The organism is Falsiroseomonas sp., assembly GCF_051859025.1.
Taxonomy (GTDB): Bacteria; Pseudomonadota; Alphaproteobacteria; order Acetobacterales; family Acetobacteraceae; genus Falsiroseomonas.
Genome location: NZ_JBHYGL010000001.1, coordinates 84889 through 100396 on the forward strand (window position 1 = coordinate 84889; position 15508 = coordinate 100396).

At 70.7% G+C, this 15508-nt stretch carries 13 protein-coding genes; 6 read left to right on the forward strand and 7 right to left on the reverse strand.

The features are described from left to right. Window positions 1–4 precede the first annotated feature (4 nt). From ACTIE5_RS00430 to iolG, 6 genes are all read right to left on the reverse strand, one after another. Window positions 5–1045, reverse strand: a complete 1041-nt coding sequence (locus ACTIE5_RS00430; protein ID WP_439547715.1) for an ABC transporter ATP-binding protein — start codon at window positions 1043–1045, stop codon at window positions 5–7. Window positions 1046–1050: 5 nt separating this feature from the next. Further along, complete coding sequence (locus tag ACTIE5_RS00435) at window positions 1051–3228, reverse strand: ABC transporter permease (RefSeq protein ID WP_439547716.1); 2178 nt, start codon at window positions 3226–3228, stop codon at window positions 1051–1053. Window positions 3229–3338: 110 nt separating this feature from the next. Continuing rightward, on the reverse strand, window positions 3339–4373 hold the full coding sequence (locus ACTIE5_RS00440) for an ABC transporter substrate-binding protein (RefSeq protein ID WP_439547717.1): 1035 nt from the start codon (window positions 4371–4373) through the stop codon (window positions 3339–3341). Between the two features lie 86 nt (window positions 4374–4459). Further along, a complete protein-coding gene (locus ACTIE5_RS00445; protein ID WP_439547718.1) occupies window positions 4460–5245 on the reverse strand; it encodes an inositol monophosphatase family protein in 786 nt (261 codons plus the stop codon). Then, a complete protein-coding gene (locus ACTIE5_RS00450) occupies window positions 5242–6033 on the reverse strand; it encodes an SDR family oxidoreductase (protein WP_439547719.1) in 792 nt (263 codons plus the stop codon). The genes ACTIE5_RS00445 and ACTIE5_RS00450 overlap by 4 nt, the downstream gene beginning before the upstream one ends. After that, window positions 6030–7019: an inositol 2-dehydrogenase gene (iolG, locus tag ACTIE5_RS00455; RefSeq protein ID WP_439547720.1), complete on the reverse strand. Its 990-nt coding sequence runs from the start codon at window positions 7017–7019 to the stop codon at window positions 6030–6032. The genes ACTIE5_RS00450 and iolG overlap by 4 nt, the downstream gene beginning before the upstream one ends. Before the next feature lie 124 nt (window positions 7020–7143). On the opposite strand from iolG, the gene iolD reads away from it, so the two are divergent. Genes iolD through ACTIE5_RS00470 form a run of 3 tightly spaced genes read left to right on the forward strand, consistent with a single transcriptional unit; the run spans window position 7144 to window position 10713 of the window. After that, on the forward strand, window positions 7144–8976 hold the full coding sequence (gene iolD / locus ACTIE5_RS00460) for a 3D-(3,5/4)-trihydroxycyclohexane-1,2-dione acylhydrolase (decyclizing) (RefSeq protein WP_439547721.1): 1833 nt from the start codon (window positions 7144–7146) through the stop codon (window positions 8974–8976). A gap of 1 nt (window position 8977) precedes the next feature. Then, window positions 8978–9862, forward strand: coding sequence for a myo-inosose-2 dehydratase (iolE, locus tag ACTIE5_RS00465; RefSeq protein ID WP_439547722.1), 885 nt, complete (start codon window positions 8978–8980; stop codon window positions 9860–9862). After that, on the forward strand, window positions 9859–10713 hold the full coding sequence (locus tag ACTIE5_RS00470) for a polysaccharide deacetylase family protein (protein ID WP_439547723.1): 855 nt from the start codon (window positions 9859–9861) through the stop codon (window positions 10711–10713). The genes iolE and ACTIE5_RS00470 overlap by 4 nt, the downstream gene beginning before the upstream one ends. Here the strand turns inward: ACTIE5_RS00470 and ACTIE5_RS00475 are convergent. Continuing rightward, the gene (locus ACTIE5_RS00475) at window positions 10691–11548 is read right to left on the reverse strand and encodes a LysR family transcriptional regulator (protein WP_439547724.1); all 858 of its coding nucleotides are present in this window, start codon (window positions 11546–11548) and stop codon (window positions 10691–10693) included. The genes ACTIE5_RS00470 and ACTIE5_RS00475 overlap by 23 nt on opposite strands. Window positions 11549–11670: 122 nt before the next feature. Here ACTIE5_RS00475 and ACTIE5_RS00480 point away from each other — a divergent pair, with 122 nt between their 5' ends. Genes ACTIE5_RS00480 through ACTIE5_RS00490 form a run of 3 tightly spaced genes read left to right on the forward strand, consistent with a single transcriptional unit; the run spans window position 11671 to window position 15488 of the window. Further along, window positions 11671–12642 (forward strand): Bug family tripartite tricarboxylate transporter substrate binding protein, encoded by a 972-nt coding sequence (locus ACTIE5_RS00480; protein WP_439547725.1) that lies wholly within the window; start codon window positions 11671–11673, stop codon window positions 12640–12642. Between the two features lie 12 nt (window positions 12643–12654). Then, entirely contained in the window at window positions 12655–13440 is a 786-nt protein-coding gene (locus ACTIE5_RS00485) for an enoyl-CoA hydratase/isomerase family protein (RefSeq protein WP_439547726.1), read from the forward strand. Continuing rightward, entirely contained in the window at window positions 13437–15488 is a 2052-nt protein-coding gene (locus ACTIE5_RS00490) for an acetate--CoA ligase family protein (protein WP_439547727.1), read from the forward strand. The genes ACTIE5_RS00485 and ACTIE5_RS00490 overlap by 4 nt, the downstream gene beginning before the upstream one ends. Window positions 15489–15508: the final 20 nt, after the last annotated feature.

The following is a 15508-nucleotide window of genomic DNA, read 5'->3' on the forward strand; positions in this document are numbered from 1 at the left end:
GCTCTCAAGCTGCCGGTCGCAGCGGGATCACGCGCTGCATCGCGCAGGATACCGCATCGCCCGGCGCGAAGGCGGGGGATGCGGCGGGGGTGACGACGAACAACTCTCCCGCCGGGGTCTGGATCTCATATTCGCGGGTCTGGCCCAGGAAGGCGGCGCGCTGGATGCGGCCCGGCAGGCCGGGCGATCCCTCGGGCTGGAGGAGAACCGATTCCGGGCGCACGGCGATCTGCGCGGGGCCGGAGGCGTGCGCGCGCATGATGGTGTCGAGCGCGATGCCGCCGAGGGCGATGCGGTTGGGGCCGAGCACCTCCCCCTGGATGACGTTCGCCTCCCCCATGAAATCCGCGATGAAGGCGTCGGCGGGGTCTTCGTAGAGCGCGTTGGGCGTGCCCATCTGCGCGATCTTGCCCGCGCGCATGACGCAGACGAGGTCGGAGACGGCCAGCGCTTCCTGCTGGTCATGCGTCACATAGACGACGGAGAGGTCGAGCTTCTTCTGCAGGTCGCGGATGTCCTCCCGCACCCGGCGGCGGAGCCGGGCATCGAGGTTGGAGAGCGGTTCGTCGAACAACAGGACCTTCGGCCGCAGCACCAGCGCGCGGGCGACGGCGACGCGCTGCTGCTGGCCGCCCGAGAGTTCGGAAGGCAGGCGCTGGCCGAGGCCTTCGAGGCCCAGCGTCTTGAGCATCGCCTGCGCCTCGCTCTCCGCGGAGGCCTTGCGGGCGCCGTTGACGAGCAGGCCGTAGGAGACGTTCTCCAGCACGTTCATGTGCGGGAACAGCGCATAGGACTGGAACACCATCGCGATCTTGCGTTCCGCGGCGGCAAGGGCCGTGACGTCCTTGCCCTCGATCTCGATACGCCCGCCGGTCGGCAGTTCGAGGCCGGCGACGAGGCGGAGCGTGGTGGTCTTGCCGCAGCCCGAGGGGCCGAGAAGGGTGACGAGTGCACCGCGGGGCAGGGCGAAGGAGACCTCGTCCACCGCGCGAAAGGCACCGAAGGCCTTGGTCACGCGATCGAAGGTGATGGAGACGTCGGACATGTCGGTCAGGCCCCGGCGTGCATGGTGGTTGGCGTGGCGGCGCGCCGGCCGATCTGCGCGCGGCCGACCAGTTTCTCGATGCCCAGCACGACGACGAGCATGATGACGATCAGCACGGTGGAATAGGCGATGGCCAGCGCCATCTCACCCGCTTCGACCCGGCCGACGATGTAGACGGTGGCCAGATTATGCTGCGCGGAGACGAGGAAGATCACCGCGGACACCGCCGTCATCGCATGGACGAAGCTGAAGGCCAGCGAGGCGACGATGGCGGGCCGCAGCAGCGGCAGCACCACGCGCCGCAGGGTGGACAGCGCGCCGCCGCCCATGGTGGCGGAGGCCTCGTCCAGCGACTTGTCGATCTGCGCCAGGGCCGCGAGGCCGCCGCGCACGCCGACAGGCAGGTTGCGGAAGACGAAGCAGATGATGAGGATCAGCGCCGTTCCCGTCAGTTCCACCGGCGGCACGTTGAAGGCCATGACGTAGGAAACGCCGACCACCGTGCCGGGGATGGCGAAGGACAGCATGGTCATGAATTCCAGCGTGCCGCGCCCCTTGAAGCTTTGCCGCGCGATCAGCCAGGCGAGGAGGATGCCAAGCCCGGCGGTGAGCGGCGCGGCGATGGCCGCGACCTCGATCGTCGTGAACAGGCTGTCCCAGGCGCTGCTGCGGAAATCGACGCCGTTGTGCCACTCGACCTCGAAGCCCGTGAGGAAGTGGCGCCAGGTGAATTCCATGTCGCCGCGGCCGATGTCACGCACGAAGCCGCCGACCAGGATGATGCCGTAGACGACGGCGGTGAAGGCCATCCAGGGCCAGACGACGAGGGAGCAGCCGAGCTTCAGCCCCTTCGGCAGCGGCGCCGGCAAGCCGCTGTCGCCCTTGCCCGTCACCGTGGTGTAGCGCCGCTTGCCGAGCCACCAGGCCTGGAAGGCGAAGGCACCGAAGGTCAGCGCCAGCAGCAGCAAGGCGAGCGCCGCGGCGCGACCGGGATCATGCCGTGCGCCGGCGATGGCGAAGAAGATGCGGGTGGAGAGCACGTCGAAATCGCCGCCCAGCACCAGCGGATTGCCGAAATCGGCCAGGCTTTCGACGAAGCCGAGCAGGAAGGCCGCGGCCAGCGCCGGTTTCAGCAGCGGCCAGGTGACGCTGCGGAAGACCTTGAAACGCTTCGCGCCCATGGTGCTGGCCGCTTCCTCCAGGCTCGGGGAGATGGCGCGCAGCGCGCCGTCCAGCAGCATGAAGGCGACGGGCGCCTGGGCCAGGACCTGGGCCAGCAGCACGCCGGGCAGGCCGTAGATCCAGCGGCTGCGGGGGATGTCGAAATTCTCCCACAGGAAGCCCGTGACGATGCCGGTGCGGCCGAACAGCACGATCAAGGCCAGCGATACGACGAAGGGCGGCGTGATGAGGGGCAGGATCGTCATCGCCCGGAAGGCGACGGCGCCGCGCACATTGCCGCGCACCGCCAGCAGCGCGAAGCCGAGGCCGAGCAGGGTGGAGATCACGCCCGTCAGCGTCGCCAGCAGCAGCGTGTTCCACACCACGCCGCAGCCGGCATGGGTGGTGACGCAGGCCAGCGACCACGCTTCGGGCGCCGTCAAGCGGGCCGCCAGTGCATCGGGGGCGAAGCGGTCGCCCTCATAGATCGCGGCCGACAGGATCGTGACGAGCGGCACGAAGACGAAGAGCATCAGCAGGAAGGCGCTGCCGCAGACGAGGAAGCTGACGAAGGCATCCGCGCCGAAGCTGCCGCGTGCGGCGAGCCCCGCCGAGAACAGCGCGACACCACCCGCCAGCACCATCAGCGCACCCCAGCCGAGGGAGGGTTGCGGCGGCGGGGCGCCCAGCAGCGGCGCCAGGCCCTTCCAGGCCAGGCCGTTCAGCCCGATGGCGTGGCCCATCAGGAAGACCCAGGCGACGATGCCCGCGCCAGCGACCATCATCAGCAGGCCCTGCGCCCGGCCGCGCAGCAGCGCGGGCGCGACGGCGGCCAGCAGCGCGGCCACGGGCCACAGCCACCAGCGGGAACCATCCAGCAGCAGGACCAGCAGCGGGGATGCTTCGCCGCGGGGCCAGGCGGACATCGCCGCCAGGCCATTCTCTAGCCCATGCCAGGGCGCGAGGAGGAAGCCGATCGCGGCGCATATCAGCGCCGCGCGGCCAAGGGTCAACGCGCCCATGGTGAAGGCCTATCGAAAAGAGAGAAATCGATCTTGAGCATCAATGCCCGCCACGCAGTCGTCCCGGCTTCTTCGCCGGTCGGCGCCGTCGGGCATTGACGCACAAGCTCTCAGCGGGAGCCGGCGCGGACTTCGCGTTCCCAGCGGGTGATCACGCGCGTACGCTCCGCCGCCGAACCCCAGCGGGCGAAATCATAGTCGATCAGGCGGATATTCTCGAAGCGCGGGGCCTGGGGCGGGATGGCAGAGTTGCGGTTGGAAGGAAGCTGGTAGGAATTCGCCTGGCCCGCGATGTTCTGCGCCTCCGGCGACAGCGCCCAGTCATAGAAGCGGCGCGCATTATCCAGGTTGCGGGCGCCGCGGATGATGGACATGGAGCCGATCTCGTAGCCCGTGCCCTCGCACGGCGCGACGATCTCCACCGGCGCGCCGGCGATCTTCTGCGTCACCGCATCATGCAGGAAGGTGATGCCGACAAGGGTTTCACCCGTGGCCGCCGCGCGGGCGGGGGCGGCGCCGGACCGCGTGTACTGGTTCACGTTGCGATGCAGGGCGCGGAGGTAGGCGAAGGCCGGTTCCTCCCCCATCACCTGCAGCAGCGTCGCCAGCATGGTGTAGGCGGTGCCGCTGGTGTTGGGGTCGGCCACCTGGATCTCGCCACGGAATTCCGGCTTCGCCAGATCCGCCCAGCAACGCGGGGCCGCGATGCGGCGGCGGTTCAACTCGGTCACGTTGTAGGAATAGCCGAGCGCGCCGGCATAGATGCCGACGGTGCGGAACTGCGTCTGCTCCGCCTGGCGCGTCGCCCAGTCATGGAGTTCCGACAGGCGCGGCGAGCGGTATTCGAGGGTGAGGTTCTCCTCCGCCGCCTGCATGTGCGGGTCGCCCGTGCCGCCCCACCACACATCGCCGCGGGGGTTGGTGGCTTCCGCGCGGATCTGCGTCATCGTCTCGCCGCTCGATCGCCGCGTCATGGCGACGCGGACACCGGTCGCACGCTCGAAGGCCTGCATCATCGGGCGGCACCATTCCTCCTGCACCGAGCAGTAGACGACCAGGTTGCCCTGGGCGTTGGCGGCGGCGGGGAGGAAGGCCGTGCCACCGAGCAGGAGGCCGGTGGCGAGAAGACGACGGGCGAGGGACATGGACGGGAAACCTCCTTGATCCGGCCAGCCTTATCAGGCCGGTCCGGGATGATGGTGAAACAGTTAAGGCCGGGCAGGGGGTAGGCTCAAGGGCCGAGCAGCGGGGCCAGGATCGGTCCGAGGGCGGGTGCGCCGATGCCGACGGGGTTGCCGCTGGAAAGCCAGTCCCCGCTGTCGAAGTCATTCACCCAGGCGCCGGCCTCCCGCGCGATGGCGACGGCGGCGCAGGCGTCCCAGGAATTGATGTGCTGCTCGATATAGCCCTCAAGCCGGCCGTTGGCGGCCTCCACCAGCCCCAGCGTGCCGGAGCCGCCGACGCGCAAGCCGGCGCCCATGCCCATGATGGATTGGGACAGTTGGTGGAAGGCGGCGAGGGGACGGCGCATCGACCAGCCGACCTCGATGGTGGCTAGGGCCATGCTGTCGATGGCGGAGGCGCGGATCGGCACGCCGTTGAGCGTGGCGCCGCAGCCTTTGGCACCGGCGAAGACCTCGGACGGCACGTAGCGGGCGACGGCGCCGACGACCGCCTTCCCATCGAGAGCCATGCCGATGGAGACGCACCAGCGATCCCCGTTGCGGGAGAAGTTGGAGGTGCCGTCGATGGGATCGATGATCCAGAGCGGGCCATCCACGGCACCGAGGCCGCCGCCCATCTCCTCGCCCAGCACGGCCTCCCCGGGGAAGATCACGGCCAGGCGGTCGCGGATGAAGCGTTCGGTGGCGCCATCGGCTTCCGTCAGGAAATCCTGCGCGCCCTTGAAGCTGGCCGCACCCATGCCGCGGGCGCGCATGAGGAAGGCGCCCTGCGCGGCATCCCGCGCGATGGCGGCCGCCGCATCACGCCGCAGCGCGAGGTCACGGGTGTTCATTCGTATGCTCCCATGACGTTCTGATCGAAATCGATCAGCGATCCCGTGACGATGCCCGACGCATCCGACAGCAGGTAGGTCGCGAGCCCCGCGACATCCGGCGCGCTGACCAGGCGCCCGAAGGGCTGCGTCGGCGCGGCGCGGTCCAGCCAGTCCGGCGGGTTGCCGTCCTTCTGCTGGATCACGTGTTCCCCCGGCGTATCGGCCCAGCCCAGATTGATGCCGTTGACGCGGATGCGGTGGGGGCGAAGGCCGAGCGCGGTGTTCTTCGTCAGCACCGCCAGCGCGCCCTTGGACGACGAATAGCCCGTGAGGAAGGGCTGCCCGCCATGGGAGGACATGGTGATGATATTCACGATCGTGCCCGTCCGCCCTTCGGCGACCAGGCGACGACCCACGGCTTGAATCAGCTGAAAGGGCGCGCGGGCGTTGATGGCGAAAAGCCTGTCCCACAGCGCGATATCGGTGCCGAGGATGGTGCCGCGATCCGTCAGCCCGGCCGCGTTCACCAGCCCATCCACCAGGCCTAGCGCGGCTTCCGCCTGCGCCACGATCCCGGCCGTGGCTTCGGCATCGGCCAGGTCGGCGGCGACGAAATGCGCCTCCGCCCCCAGCGCCCGCAGCGCCGCGACGACGGCTGCGCCGCGATCGGCGTTGCGGCCGGTGATGCAGACGGCGCGGGCGCCGGCCTCGGCGGCGGCGAGCGCGCAGGCCTCCCCGATTCCCTGTGTGCCGCCGGTGACGAGCACGCAGCGGCCCGTCAGCGAGACCTTCGGCAGGATGGTCATCCGATCTTCACCGGGCGGCCCTCGGTCAGGGACCGGTAGGCGGCATCGGCCAGGACCAACGCCTGCCGGCCATCCTCCGCGCCGACGGGCATGGGCGTGCCCTTCTCGACCGCGTCGAGGAAGGCGGCCAGTTCGATGCGGTAGGCATCGGCGTAGCGTTCCAGGAAGAAATGCAGCGGGAGGTCGGTGGCCACCGTCTTGCCATCGGCCTGCTCCACCGTGGTGCCCACGCGGTTGCCCGCGATCAGGCGGCCGGCACTGCCATGCACCTCCACGCGCTGGTCATAGCCATAGGCGGCGCGGCGGCTGTTGTTGATATGGGCCATGCGGCCGGACGCGGTCTTGAGGATGATCATGGCGCTGTCGATGTCGCCGGCCTCCCCGATCGCCTTGTCCACCAGCACGGCGCCGGTGGCGAAGACCTCCACCGGTTCCTCGCCCAGCATCCAGCGGGCCATGTCGAAATCATGGATCGTCATGTCCCGGAACAGCCCGCCGGAGACCTTGATGTAGGAAACCGGCGGCGGGCCGGGGTCCCGGCTGGTGATGACCACCTGTTCCACCGCGCCGATGGCGCCGGCGCCGATGCGGCGGTGGAGTTCGGCGAAATTGGGGTCGAAGCGGCGGTTGAAGCCGACCAGCATGGGGACGCCGGCCTTGGCGACGGCGGCCAGGCAGGCATCGACGCGGGGCAGGGACAGGTCGATCGGCTTCTCGCAGAAGATGGCCTTGCCGGCCTCGGCCGCCGCGATCACCAGGTCCGCATGGGTGTCGGTGGAGCTGGCGATGATGACGGCGCCGACGGCGGGGTCCGCCAAGGCGGTGGCCGTGTCGCTGACCTGGGCGCCATGCTTCGCGGCCAGGGCGGCGGCGGAGGGGGCGTGGACGTCGACGACATGGCGCAGCGCCGCCCTGCCGCTGGCGGCCAGGTTGGCGGCATGGATGGCGCCGATGCGCCCGGCCCCGAATTGTGCGAATTGCAGCATGGCGTTCCCTTGAGGCTCCCCTTGGGGCCGCCATGGGCGGCCCCGGCTTGTGGGGGCTGTCATCAATCCGTAACACTGGCCCGGCCGTCAACTCGGCCACGCCGAATTCTCCAGGACCAGTCCCATGGCCACCATACGCCTGACCGCCGCCGAGGCCACGGTGCGCTTCCTCGCGGCCCAGATGACCGAGGTCGAAGGCCGGACCGTCCCCCTGTTCGGGGGGGTCTTCGCCATCTTCGGGCATGGGAATGTGGCGGGACTCGGCCCGGCGCTGGAGGCGAACCGCAAGGCCCTGCCGACCTTCAGGGCGCATAACGAACAGGCCATGGCCCATGCCGCCATCGCCTTCGCCAAGGCCCATGCGCGCCGGCGGATGATGGCCTGCACGACCTCCATCGGGCCGGGGGCGACCAACATGGTGACGGCGGCGGCGCTGGCGCATGTGAACCGGCTGCCGGTGCTGCTGCTGCCCGGCGATGTCTTCGCGAATCGGCGGCCCGACCCTGTGCTGCAACAGGTCGAATCCTTCGCGGATGGGACGGTCTCCGCCAATGACTGTTTCCGCCCCGTCTCCCGCTATTTCGACCGGGTCATGCGGCCGGAACAGCTGCTGGCGGCACTGCCGGCGGCGATGCGGGTGCTGACGGACCCCGTGGAATGCGGCCCTGTCACCCTGGCCTTCCCGCAGGACGTCCAGGCGGAAGCCTTCGACTGGCCGACCGAGTTCTTCCGCAAGCGCATCCACCGCACCCGCGCGCCGGAGCCCGATGCGCGGGAGTTGGCAGCGGCGGTGGAGGCCCTGCGCGCCGCAAAGCGCCCGCTGATCCTGGCCGGCGGCGGCGTGAAATACAGCGGGGCGGAGGCCGCGCTGGCCGATTTCGCGCATCGCCATGGCGTGCCGGTGGCGGAGACGCAGGCGGGGAAGGGGAGCCTGTCCTGGGACCACCCGCGCAATGCGGGCTCCATCGGCGTGACGGGCAGCGCGGCGGCGAATGCGCTGGCGGCCAAGGCGGACCTGGTGCTGGCGGTCGGCACGCGGTTGCAGGATTTTACCAGCGGATCGCGCGCGCTGTTCGGGGGCGCGAGGCTGCTCGGCCTGAACGTCGCGGCCTTCGATGCGGTGAAGCATGAGGGCCAGCCCCTGGTGGCCGATGCGGCGCGGGGCCTGGTGGCGATGAGCAGCGCGCTCGGCCGCTGGGCGGCGCCGAGGGATTGGCAGGAAAAGGCCGTGACGGCGACGGCGCGCTGGCACCGGGTGGTGGAGAAGGTGACGGCCGCGCCGAAGCCGAAGGACGTGGCGCTGCCATCGGATGCGCAGGTGCTGGGCGCCGTGAACCGCGCGATGCCGGCCGATGGCGTCGTGGTCTGCGCGGCGGGCGGGCTGCCGGGGGAACTCCACAAGCTGTGGCGCGCGACGGATGCCGCCAGCTACCATCTGGAATACGGCTATTCCTGCATGGGGTATGAGATCGCAGGCGGGCTCGGCGCGAAGATGGCGCTGCCGAAGCGGGAGGTCGTGGTCCTCGTCGGCGATGGCAGCTACCTCATGATGAACAGCGAGATCGCGACCTCCGTCATGCTGGGCGCGAAGCTCACCATCGTGGTGCTGGACAACCGCGGCTTCGGCTGCATCAACCGGTTGCAGCGCGGCACGGGCGGCGCGCCCTTCAACAATCTGCTGCCGGATGCCGCGCCGCGCGTCGATTTCGCGATGCATGCGAAATCCATGGGCGCCATCGCGCTGAAGGTGGATGGCATTGCGGGGCTGGAAGCGGCGCTGCCGAAGGCGCTGGCGGCGAAGCGCACCAGCGTCATCGTCATCGATACCGACCCGCAGGTCAGCACCGCGGAAGGCGGCGCCTGGTGGGACGTGCCCGTGGCCGCCGCGCCGCGTGGCGAGACACAGATTGCAGCACGGCGCGCCTATGAGGCCGCGTTGAAGAAGCAGGAACACTGAGATGCGCGTGAAGCTGGCGATCAACCCGCTGACCTGGACCAATGACGACATGCCGGAACTGGGCGCGGAAACGCCGCTCGAGACCTGCCTGGCGGAGGCGAAGCTGGCGGGTTTCGCGGGGGTGGAACTCGGCAACAAATTCCCGCGCATGGCATCCGCGCTGAAGCCGATCCTGGATGCGCATGGGCTGGCGCTGGCCTCGGGCTGGTATGGGTCGAACCTGCTGGAACGCGACGTGGACGCCGAGATGGAAGCCGCCGAGCCGCATATCGCGCTGCTCTCGGCACTCGGCTGCACGGCGATGGTGCATTGCGAGGTGACGTCGGCGATTCACGGCAACAAGGCGAAGCCGGTGGCGGAGCGGCCGGTGCTGACGGAACGGCAATGGGATGTGCTGCTGCCGCGCCTTGATGAGATGGCGAAGCGCCTCGGCGATCGCGGCCTGGCGATGGCCTATCACCACCACATGGGCACGCTGATCGAAAGCGAGGCCGAGATCGACCGGATGATGGCGGGCACCAGCCATGTCGGGCTGCTGCTGGATACGGGGCATTTGACCTTCGCGGGCGGCGATCCCGTGCGCGCCGCGCGCAACCACGCGAAGCGCGTGACGCATTTCCACGCCAAGGACATCCGCGCGGATGTGATGGCAGATGTGAAGAAGCGGAACCTGTCGTTCCTCGACAGCGTGCTGGCCGGCGTCTTCACCGTGCCGGGCGATGGCTGCGTGGATTACGCCGCCGTGCTGCCCCATGTCGCCGCCGCCGGCTATGCAGGCTGGCTGGTGGTGGAGGCCGAGCAGGACCCCGCCATCGCGCATCCCCTGACCTATGCGCGCATGGGCCATGACAATTTGGCGCGCTTCGCGGCCAGCGCCTTCGGGTGACGCGCACCGTCATCCTCCACGCCGATGATGTCGGCATGTGCCATGGGGCGAATGTCGCCTATCTCGACCTGTTCCGGGCGGGTCGGCTGGATAGCGGCAGCGTCATGGTGCCGTGTCCCTGGTTCCCGGAGATCGCGGCGGCGGCGCGGGGGGATTCGACGCTCGACCTCGGCGTGCATCTCACGCTGACCAGCGAATGGCCCGCCTATCGCTGGGGGCCGATCTCGACGCGCAGCGCGGCATCCGGCCTGATGGATGCCGATGGCTACTTCCCGCCGAACGTGGCCACGCTGCGCGCGACGGTGAAGCCCGATGCGGCGCGCGACGAAATGCGGGCGCAGATCGACCGCGCGCTGGCGATGGGCATCGATGCCACGCATCTCGACACGCATATGGGCGCCGCCCTGGCGCCGGAGATCCTGCCGCACACGCTGGCGCTCGCGCTGGAATACCGCCTGCCGCTGCTGCTGCCGCGAGAGATCGGCAGCTACCTCGGCGTGCTGAAGCTGGGGGAGGTGGATCGCGGGCTCTATGCCGCTGCCTTCGCGATGATGACCGAGGCGGGCATGCCCGTGATCGACCGCTTCGCCATGACGCCGAACCGCGACGTCTCCGCCGAAAGCTACCGGGACATCGTCGTACCGGCGGAGGAGGGGCTGACCTTCGTCTCCCTCCACCCCAACGCGCCCGGCGATATCGAGGCCATCACGGCAGCCCATCCGCGGCAGAAGCCGGAATGGCGCATCGGCGAATATGAGCGCTTTGGCGACGGCACGATGGATGCAGTCATCGCCGCGGCGGGCGTGAAACGCTGCGGGTTCCGGGCGCTCAGGGATCGCTGGCGGCGGTAGGCGGCGCGGCTTCCGCCAGCAGCCAGTCGCGCAGCGCGGCGGCGCGGGGCGTGGGCGTGCCGGGGGGCAGCATCAGCCAGTAATGGTCGCCGGTTTCCGCTTCCACGCGGGACAGCCTGGCCAGGCGGCGGCGCCGCACCTCCTCCTCCACGAAGGCCGGGGAGCAGATGACGGCGCCCAGACCCTCCGCCGCCGCCTGGATCGCCAGCGTCGTGCTTTCGAACAGCAGGGGCGCGGCGGGGGGCGGCAGGCCGGCGGCCTCATGCCACCGTGCCCAGTCGCGCGGGCGGACACGGCTGCCAAGCAGGCTCATGCCCTCCAGCCTCCCCCGCCGGGCGGCGAAGGGCGCGACCAGCACGGGTTGCAGGCGCACCGCGCCACGGGCCGGGGGCCTGTCTGCCGGCGCGGTGCGGATGGCGGCGTCCAGGCCTTCCCGCGCGAAATCCACGGCGGGGTCGGTGCCGGTCATCACCTCAACCTCCTGCCCAGGATGCAGGGCGCGGAAGCGGGGCAGGCGGGGGATCAGCCAGCGCAGCGCCCAGGTGGTATAGGCGCGGATGCGCAGCGGCGTGGCGCCGCGCAGCGCGGCCGTGGCCGCCGTGATGTCCCCGAAGGCCTGGTTCAGCGCGGCCGCGTAGCGCGCCCCTTCCTCGGTCAGCCGCAGCGCATTGGCGCCGCGATGCACCAGCGCCACGCCCAGCGCCGCCTCCAGTTCCCGGATCCGGCGGCTGATCGCGGGCTGGGTCAGGTTCAGCCGGGCGCCGGCGGCGGTCAGGCTGCCGGTTTCCGCCACCAGGGCGAAGGCACGCAGCGCACCGAGGGGCGGAAGGTCCATGGCCACCCAGCATAACCGGGGCTTGGGGTAGGGCAAGGATTGCGCGCTGGCGCCGTCTTCGCCATGCCTGCACACAGCCACCCACCAAGCGGCCGCAGTGCCGCGCCACGGAGGAAACCGCCATGCGTCGCCGCGATGCCCTGAAGCTGCTGCCCGCCGCCCTTCTTCCCATGCCCGCCTATGCGCAGGCCTTTCCCGCCCGCCCCATCCGGATGGTGATCCCCTTCACCGCGGGCGGCAGCAATGACGTGGTCGGGCGGATGCTGGCGGACGGCATGGCCGCGCGCCTCGGCCAGCCCGTGGTGGTGGAGAACCGGGGCGGCGCGGGCGGGTTGCTCGGCAATGACGCGGTCGCGAAGGCGGCGCCGGACGGGCACACCATGCTGCTGGCTGGCAGCGGCAGCTTCGTCATCTCCTCCCTCGTGCAGCCGCGGCTGCCCTACGACCCCGTGCGGGATTTCGCGGCCATCGCCTATCTCGGCGCCTCGCCCAACGTGATCTGCGTCCATCCCTCCATCCCTGCGCGCAACCTGGCGGAGTTGCAGGCCTTCGGGAAGCAGCGGCGGGAACCGCTGCGCTTCGGCACGCCTGGTGTCGGCACCAATGGCCATGCGCTGGGCGCGATGATCGGCGTGGTGCTGGGGATCGAGCTGGAGGCGATCCACTACCGCGGCACGGGGCCGGCGCTGAACGACATCCTCGGCGGACGGCTGGATATCCTGACCAATGCCTCCGCGCCGTTGCAGCCGCATATCGCGGCGAACACGCTGCGGGCGCTGGCCATCGCGGGGCGGTCGCGCAGCGTGGCGCTGCCGGAGCTTTCCACCAGCGTGGAGCAGGGCTTTCCCGAATTGGATAGCGCCACCTGGTACGGGCTGCTGACGGCGGCGGGCACGCCGGCTGATCGCATCGCCGTGCTGCATGCCGCCGCCAAGGCGACGATGGAGGACCCGGAGATCCGCCGCCGCCTGGTGGAATCCGGCGTGGACGAGATCGCCCCCAGCCCGGCGCCCGAGCATTTCGCGCAGCTCCTGGCTTCCGACCGTGAACGCTGGGCCGGCGTCGTGCGCCGCGCCAACCTCCGCGCCGAATAGGATCACCGCATCATGTCCGACCCCGCCATCCTGCTGTCCGTCACCAACGGCATCGCGACGCTGACGCTGAACCGCCCGGCGGTGCGCAACGCGATCGACGATGCGATGCGCGGCGTGATGATCGAGGCGCTGGAGGAAGTGGCCGCCGACCCCGCCATCAAGGCGCTGGTCGTGACGGGCGCGGGAACCGCCTTCTGCGCCGGCGGCGATGTGCGGGGGATGAAGAACCGCCTGGCGGCGCCGGCCGAGGAAGTGGCGGTCAATGGCTGGCGGCGTCAGGCGCGGACGCACAAATCGATCACGCTGCTGCATTTGATGCCGAAGCCCACCATCGCCGCGGTGAATGGCGCGGCGGCGGGGCTGGGCGCGGATGTGGCGCTGGCCTGCGACTTCATCCTGGCCGGCGATTCCGCACATTTCACCATGAGCTTCATCAACCGCGGCCTGATCCCGGATGGCGGCGGCATGTATTTCCTGCCGCGCCGCATCGGCCTGTCCAAGGCGAAGGACCTCGTGTTCAGCGGCCGTCGCGTGGCGGCGCAGGAGGCCCTGGCGATGGGCCTCGCGGATCGCGTCGCGCCCGATGCCGATCTGCTGGCGCAGGCGCAGGCATGGGCGGAGCAGGTGGGGGCGGGGTCCTCCGGCGCGCTGGCACTCGCCAAGGCGACGCTGGACCGCAGCCTCGAATCCTCCTTCGAACAGGTGCTGGCGATCGGCAGCCAGAGCCAGGCGATCTGCTACACCACGGCGGAACACCGCGCCTCCGTCACCGCCTTCCTCGAGAAGTCGAAGAAGTGACCGGCCCGCTTGAGATGTCGGGCCTCGATGCGCTGCTGCGGCCGAAAAGCGTCGCGGTGGTCGGGGCTTCGACCGACCTGACCAAGACCGGCGGGCGGCCCGTGGGCTACCTGGTGCGGCACGGCTTCGCCGGTGATGTCTGGCCGGTGAACCCCCGCGCTGCGGAGATCGCGGGGCTGCGCTGCTACCCCGATGTGGCGTCCCTGCCCGGGGCGCCGGATGTCGGCATCGTGCTGGTCGGGCCGGACCGCGCGGAACAGGCGCTGCGCGACCTCGCGGCCAAGGGCTGCAAGGCCGCCATCGTGCTCGCCGGCGGCTATGGCGAGACGGGCGAGGACGGTGCCGCGAAGCAGGCCAGGCTGCGGGAGGCCTGCGGGCCGATGCGCCTGCTGGGGCCGAACACCATCGGCCTGGTGAATCTGGCCGACCGCATCGTCCTCAGCGCCACCGGCGCCCTGGAATTCGAGGATCTGCCCTCGGGCGGCCTTTCCGTCGTCAGCCAGTCCGGCGGCATCCTTGGCGCGCTGCTGTCACGGGGCGCCGCGGCCGGCATCGGCTTCGCGCGCCTGGTCGCCACGGGGAATGAGGGCGACATCGAGGCCGCGGAGGTGCTGGACCACCTGGTGGACGACCCCGCCACGCGCTGCATCGCGCTGTATCTGGAAGGCATCCGCAACCCCGCCGCCTTCCGCCGCGCCGCGCGCCGCGCGGCCGTTGCGGGCAAGCCCGTGGTGGTCTTCAAGGTGGGGCGCAGCGAGGCCGGCGCCCTCGCTGCCATCTCCCACACCGGCGCCATGGCCGGCGCGGACCGGATGTATGACGCCTTCTTCGCCAGCCTCGGCGTGATCCGGGTGGAGCGCTTCTCCGACCTGCTGGAGGTCTCCGCCGCGCTGGCCGGTGAACGCCGCGCGGCAGGGTTCCGGGTGGCGGTGCTGACCTCCACCGGTGGCGCGGGCGCGCTGGTCGCCGATGCCTCGGGCCTGGCGGGGGGCACGCTGCCGCCGCTGGACCCGCCCACGGCCGCACGGATCGAGGCCCTGATCGGGGAGGCGGTGGCGGGCAACCCGGTGGATGTCACGCTGGCCGGCGTGCGGCCGGACCTGTTCCGGGGCGCCATCACGGCGCTGCTGGAAAGCCCTTCCTATGACCAGCTGGTGGTGATCGTCGGCAGTTCGGCGCTCGCGCAGCCGACGCTGGTGGCGGATGCGATCCTGGAAGCGCGGGCGGGCAGCACCAAGCCCGTGATCGCCTATGTCAGCCCCCATGCCCCCCACATCGCGGCAGGGCTCAACAGCCGCGGCGTCCCGGCCTCCACCACGCCGGAGGGGATTGCCGCGATCCTCTCCGCCCTCGCGCGCCCCGCGCCCGTGCTGGCGGCGGAAACGGCGGCGCAGGCGCTGGACTTGCCCGCGGGCCCGATGGATGAGGCCGAGGCCAAGCGCCTGTTCGCCCGCTTCGGCGTGACGCCCGTGCGGGAAGCCGTGGCGCTGACGCCGGAAGCCGCGCAGGCCGCCGCCGCGGGGCTGGGCGACCGGCTGGTGGTGAAGATCCTGGCCCGCGACATCGCGCACAAATCCGATATCGGCGGCGTGGCGCTGCGCGTCGCCCCCGCCGATGTCGCCACCACCGCTGCCACCCTGCTGGCCCGCGTGCCGCAGGCCGAGGGCGTGCTGGTGCAGGAGATGGTCTCGGGCGGGGTGGAGATGATCCTCGGCCTGATCCGTGACCCACATCTCGGCACCGCCGTCCTGCTCGGCGCGGGCGGCACGGCGGCGGAGATCTTCGGGGATACCGCGCTGCGGATGCTGCCGCTGGCGCGCGCCGATGCGGAGGCGATGGTGCGGAGCCTCAAGGCCCACCGCCTGCTGGCCGGCTTCCGTGGCGCGCCGCCGGCGGATGAGGCCGCGCTGGTGGAGGCCGTGCTGGGCTTCGCCGGGATGGGGGAGGCGCTGGGCGATCGCCTGGTGGAGGCCGAGATCAATCCGCTTTTCGTTCTGCCGGCAGGGCAGGGGGCGCGGGCGGCCGATGGGGTGGCCATCCTGGCCTAGGCCCCTGGTCATAGAACCCG

Excerpts from the sequence above, each read along its gene's own strand:
- iolG (WP_439547720.1), bottom strand. The coding sequence starts at position 7,019 with ATGCTGCAATTCGCACAATTCGGGGCCGGGCGCATCGGCGCCATCCAT.
- iolE (WP_439547722.1), top strand. The coding sequence starts at position 8,978 with ATGCGCGTGAAGCTGGCGATCAACCCGCTGACCTGGACCAATGACGAC.
- ACTIE5_RS00450 (WP_439547719.1), bottom strand. The coding sequence starts at position 6,033 with ATGACCATCCTGCCGAAGGTCTCGCTGACGGGCCGCTGCGTGCTCGTC.
- ACTIE5_RS00440 (WP_439547717.1), bottom strand. The coding sequence starts at position 4,373 with ATGTCCCTCGCCCGTCGTCTTCTCGCCACCGGCCTCCTGCTCGGTGGC.
- ACTIE5_RS00485 (WP_439547726.1), top strand. The coding sequence starts at position 12,655 with ATGTCCGACCCCGCCATCCTGCTGTCCGTCACCAACGGCATCGCGACG.
- ACTIE5_RS00480 (WP_439547725.1), top strand. The coding sequence starts at position 11,671 with ATGCGTCGCCGCGATGCCCTGAAGCTGCTGCCCGCCGCCCTTCTTCCC.
- ACTIE5_RS00475 (WP_439547724.1), bottom strand. The coding sequence starts at position 11,548 with ATGGACCTTCCGCCCCTCGGTGCGCTGCGTGCCTTCGCCCTGGTGGCG.
- ACTIE5_RS00435 (WP_439547716.1), bottom strand. The coding sequence starts at position 3,228 with ATGGGCGCGTTGACCCTTGGCCGCGCGGCGCTGATATGCGCCGCGATC.
- ACTIE5_RS00430 (WP_439547715.1), bottom strand. The coding sequence starts at position 1,045 with ATGTCCGACGTCTCCATCACCTTCGATCGCGTGACCAAGGCCTTCGGT.
- iolD (WP_439547721.1), top strand. The coding sequence starts at position 7,144 with ATGGCCACCATACGCCTGACCGCCGCCGAGGCCACGGTGCGCTTCCTC.
- ACTIE5_RS00445 (WP_439547718.1), bottom strand. The coding sequence starts at position 5,245 with ATGAACACCCGTGACCTCGCGCTGCGGCGTGATGCGGCGGCCGCCATC.